This window comes from Endozoicomonas sp., assembly GCF_051008435.1.
GTDB lineage: Bacteria > Pseudomonadota > Gammaproteobacteria > Pseudomonadales > Endozoicomonadaceae > Endozoicomonas_A.
In genome coordinates this window covers 1-3,482 of the sequence record NZ_JBPCXO010000357.1, presented here as the reverse complement: position 1 = coordinate 3,482, position 3,482 = coordinate 1, and the positions used below count along the sequence as shown (strand labels likewise).

The window sequence follows — 3,482 nt, the reverse complement described above, 5'->3', positions numbered from 1 at the left end:
CCGTCTTTTTCCGGTTAGCAGCAGTACGCCAGGTATAAAGTTGAGACTCTTGCAGACCCAGCTCTTTTGCTGCAGAAGGCACACTGGTTTTCTCAGCCAGTTTAAGTGCTTCAGCTTTGAACTCTGGAGAATGGAGCTTTCTTTTTTTCTTGGTAGTCATTGGTCACCTCTCAGAGTGATTTTACTCTCTTATGAAGGTGTCCATAACTACTGCCTCACATCAAGGAATTACGGGGAAATGACTTTCGCCACACGGTGAATGAAAACAGTGTTAATTGATTGACTGAGGTATGTCGTCAAGTCTAATCTGTTGCCAGCGTTCTTTTTTTCGAGTCAGACCTTGTCGGCTGATGTGCTCGGTAGTATCCGAAGTTGTCTGCTTTTCCTCAAAAAGACGCCGTAAAAAATAATAATAAATATTACGGAGTTGAATATGATAACGATGTACAGCAAACAATTGGCTGGCACGATGCTGGGCATATTGTTAGCTTCGACAACAGTAGCCCAGACATTCTGTCCTGCACTTTCCCATCTGGCCACCAGTTGTCGTGACGGCGTCTGCAGGGCCGACGCCGGAGAGAATGCCCTTAACTGTCCTGAAGACTGTGCCGACAAAAACTCTCAGCTGTTGGCGTATTACACCCAGGGGGCAGCATGTCCTCCCACAAAAATTCACGAGCCACAGTCCGTTTCAGAACTGCAGGACACTATTCGCAACATTGTCAGCAGTGGTCGTAAAGTCAAACCTGCAGGTACCAGTCACTCGGCAACGGATGTGATCTGTGCCGATAACAACGGTGAAGTAGTGCGCTCCAAAAACCTGGTGAATATCGGGCCGGTTGAAGCTTTTGAAGCCTATCCACTCACCGTTGAGGTTGAAAGTGGCGTTGAATTTCAGGACCTGCAGGAGCATTTGGCGAAACAGGGGTACAGCCACGGCATGGCATCCACAGGCTATGGTGGTATCTCTATAGGTGGTGCAATCGCCACTGGCGCTCACGGCTCATCGCTCAGTGGGCCTTCCACCATTTCATCATACGTTGTGGCGCTGGACGTGGTCGGTGCCGACGGAAAAATCAGCCGTTACTCGGAAGGAACAACAGGTAAAAAAGATCCGGATCTCTGGCGGGCATTAAAAACCAATATGGGACTGCTGGGCTTTGTCGCCCGGGCGCGCCTTAAGGTTGAAGCGCAATACAATATGCGTGTGGATGTTCGCTACGTTGACGAAGAAAAGTTTGTAAACAGTCCTAGTGGTGTCGCTGATGCCGTAGCCGATTGTGATTATGTCTTTTTAACCTGGTTCCCCGGTGAAGATACTGTTCAGTATCTCTGCGGCAGCCGTACCAGCGACCCGGTTGACAGCCCTTATGCCCAGAACCAGTTATTTGCTCCGGCAATCAGCGACTTTCAGCGGGATAATGCCGTCTTCGGTCTGCAATTGGCGATGTGCAGCAACGATCTGAAGTGCTCTACCGAATCTACACGTCTGCAGATGTATAAAGACTCGCCACCTCTGGTCATCGCCAGTGACGCCACCCCCGGGGCTTCTGTGGAATCCCGGCATACCAGTCTGGTAGGGCCGGTGCATCGCATGATTACCCTGCAGAAAGAGGTTTTCCACGCAGGTTCGCCACCATTCTCCCAGCTGGAGTATGAAGGAGCGATGCCCATGAGTCAGATACAGCATGCCGTTCAGTATCTCAAGTCTATATACGACCGTGACAACACCTGTCAGCCCCTGATTGGCACTATCATGCGTTTCGATGTTGCTGATGATGGCCTGATGGTTTCCGCCAACCATGCTCGTCCTGGTGTTAAGGCTGGGGAAAAAATGGTGCACCTGGAGTTTGTTGAGTACATGGGTTACGGCCTGGAGTCAGATGGTCTGGAAAAATGGGTCAGCACTCCCTACACCGAAATCATAAAACATCTGGCGTCTAACTTTAATTACTGGCCACACTGGGGCAAGAACGATGAGTGGGTATTCACCGACCCTGCAGTAATGTCGCGGAACCAGCAGGAGCGCAGTGACTTTAATACCCAGATTGCCAAGCTTGATCCTTACGGGGTTTTCTCAACCCAGCACTCACGCCGTAATGGTTTCCAGTCACCGAAAGAAGGAGAGGATTTCGCCGAGACCTACTTTGGTTATTGTGTGAACGAGGACAGTGACGACGACGGGATTAATAACTGTGTTGACCGTCTTCCTGATGAATTCTCTGGCATGTACGCCCGCATTAATGATGATGGGGTTATCAGTGGCACCTGTAGCGCTGCTGGCAGCTGGGACGAGATGAAAGGCAATTTTGGTGCCGATCAGCAGCAGCACATGAGGGCTGGTTGGGCTTACGAGACCAAAAATCACAGTTATCATGCCAGCTCCTATAACTGGAATCCAGAATGGCCGAAAAACGGTGATCGCAGTTGGGAGGTGATGCTGTCCGGTGAGTTTACTGCAGAGGCCAGCGGTCGTTATTGCTTCAGCCAGGATAATGGCTCAACCGGCAGCGACATTATCAACGGCTGGAATGCCTGTGGCCAGGTATGGGTGGACAAAAACCTGACCGCTGAAGTCGGTTATAAAGGTGCCAACAAGTCTCAGGGTTGTGTTGACCTTGTGAAAGGTCAGTCCATCCGTCTGGACATTTATAACCGTCATCATAATGCCAACCTGTCACGAAGCTTTATCTCCCGCCCCCAGTGGTGTTTCGGTGGTTCGGAAAACTGTACGCCAGATCGGCAGCTGGAACAAAACGATCTGAGGTCACTGGAGACCCTGTAGCCTTGTTAAGCACGTAGTTGGCAGTAATTTGAGGTCACGCCAGTGACCTCTTTTTTTTGGTGCGCCGGATATGGCGCGTAGCGCCAATTAAGGTGCTGTTCCAGTACACATGGTGGTGGCTGGATGACTTGGAAAACAAAAAAAGGGACATCCAATAAATTCCACAAACCCAGTAGTCTGATTACTCAATACCCTACTTCCTAAAACACTTGATTAACATAGAACCACTTAAATTCAATGATCATCAACGTAATTAAGTTAGAAAAAATACTTAGATCGCTTCTTACACTCGATTCTGCAGTTTTTAGCGTTTGAGAAAAAAAAGGACATCCAATAAATTCCACAAACCCAGTAGACTGATTACTCACTACCCTACTTCCTAAAACCCTGGATTAACATGGAACCACTTAAATTCAATGGTCATCAACGTAATAAAATCGGAAAAAAGAGTTTAAATCGTTTTACAGGAATAAAGAATCAATCTCACCAAACATTTCAGTGAGAATTCTTCGGTCTCAGATGGAAGATAAAATTATCCAGACTGAAATAAACGACCACAAGCATGTAGTCGGCTAAGTTACCTTTAATGGTTGGTTGACCCAATGATCAACAATAACCTTTGTTAATTTCTCCACAGTCAGTTTTCGAGCCTCTGTCAGCCGTCGCCTCCAGCCCAGATAATGATGAAGATACTTCG

General features: G+C 48.3%; 2 protein-coding genes. One reads left to right on the top strand and one right to left on the bottom strand.

Features of this window, described 5'->3' with window-relative positions; all coding sequences use genetic code 11:
• A partial coding sequence (locus tag ACR2PX_RS17990) for a transposase (protein WP_434000742.1) occupies positions 1-160 on the bottom strand: 160 nt, incomplete at its 3' end.
• A 273-nt stretch (positions 161-433) separates the two neighbouring features.
• Between ACR2PX_RS17990 and ACR2PX_RS17985 the strand changes: the two genes are divergently transcribed.
• Entirely contained in the window at positions 434-2,785 is a 2,352-nt protein-coding gene (locus ACR2PX_RS17985; protein WP_434000741.1) for an FAD-binding protein, read from the top strand.
• Positions 2,786-3,482: the final 697 nt, after the last annotated feature.

Bases quoted from the DNA above. Each gene is read 5' to 3' on its own strand.
- ACR2PX_RS17985 (WP_434000741.1), top strand. From the start codon at position 434: ATGATAACGATGTACAGCAAACAATTGGCTGGCACGATGCTGGGCATA.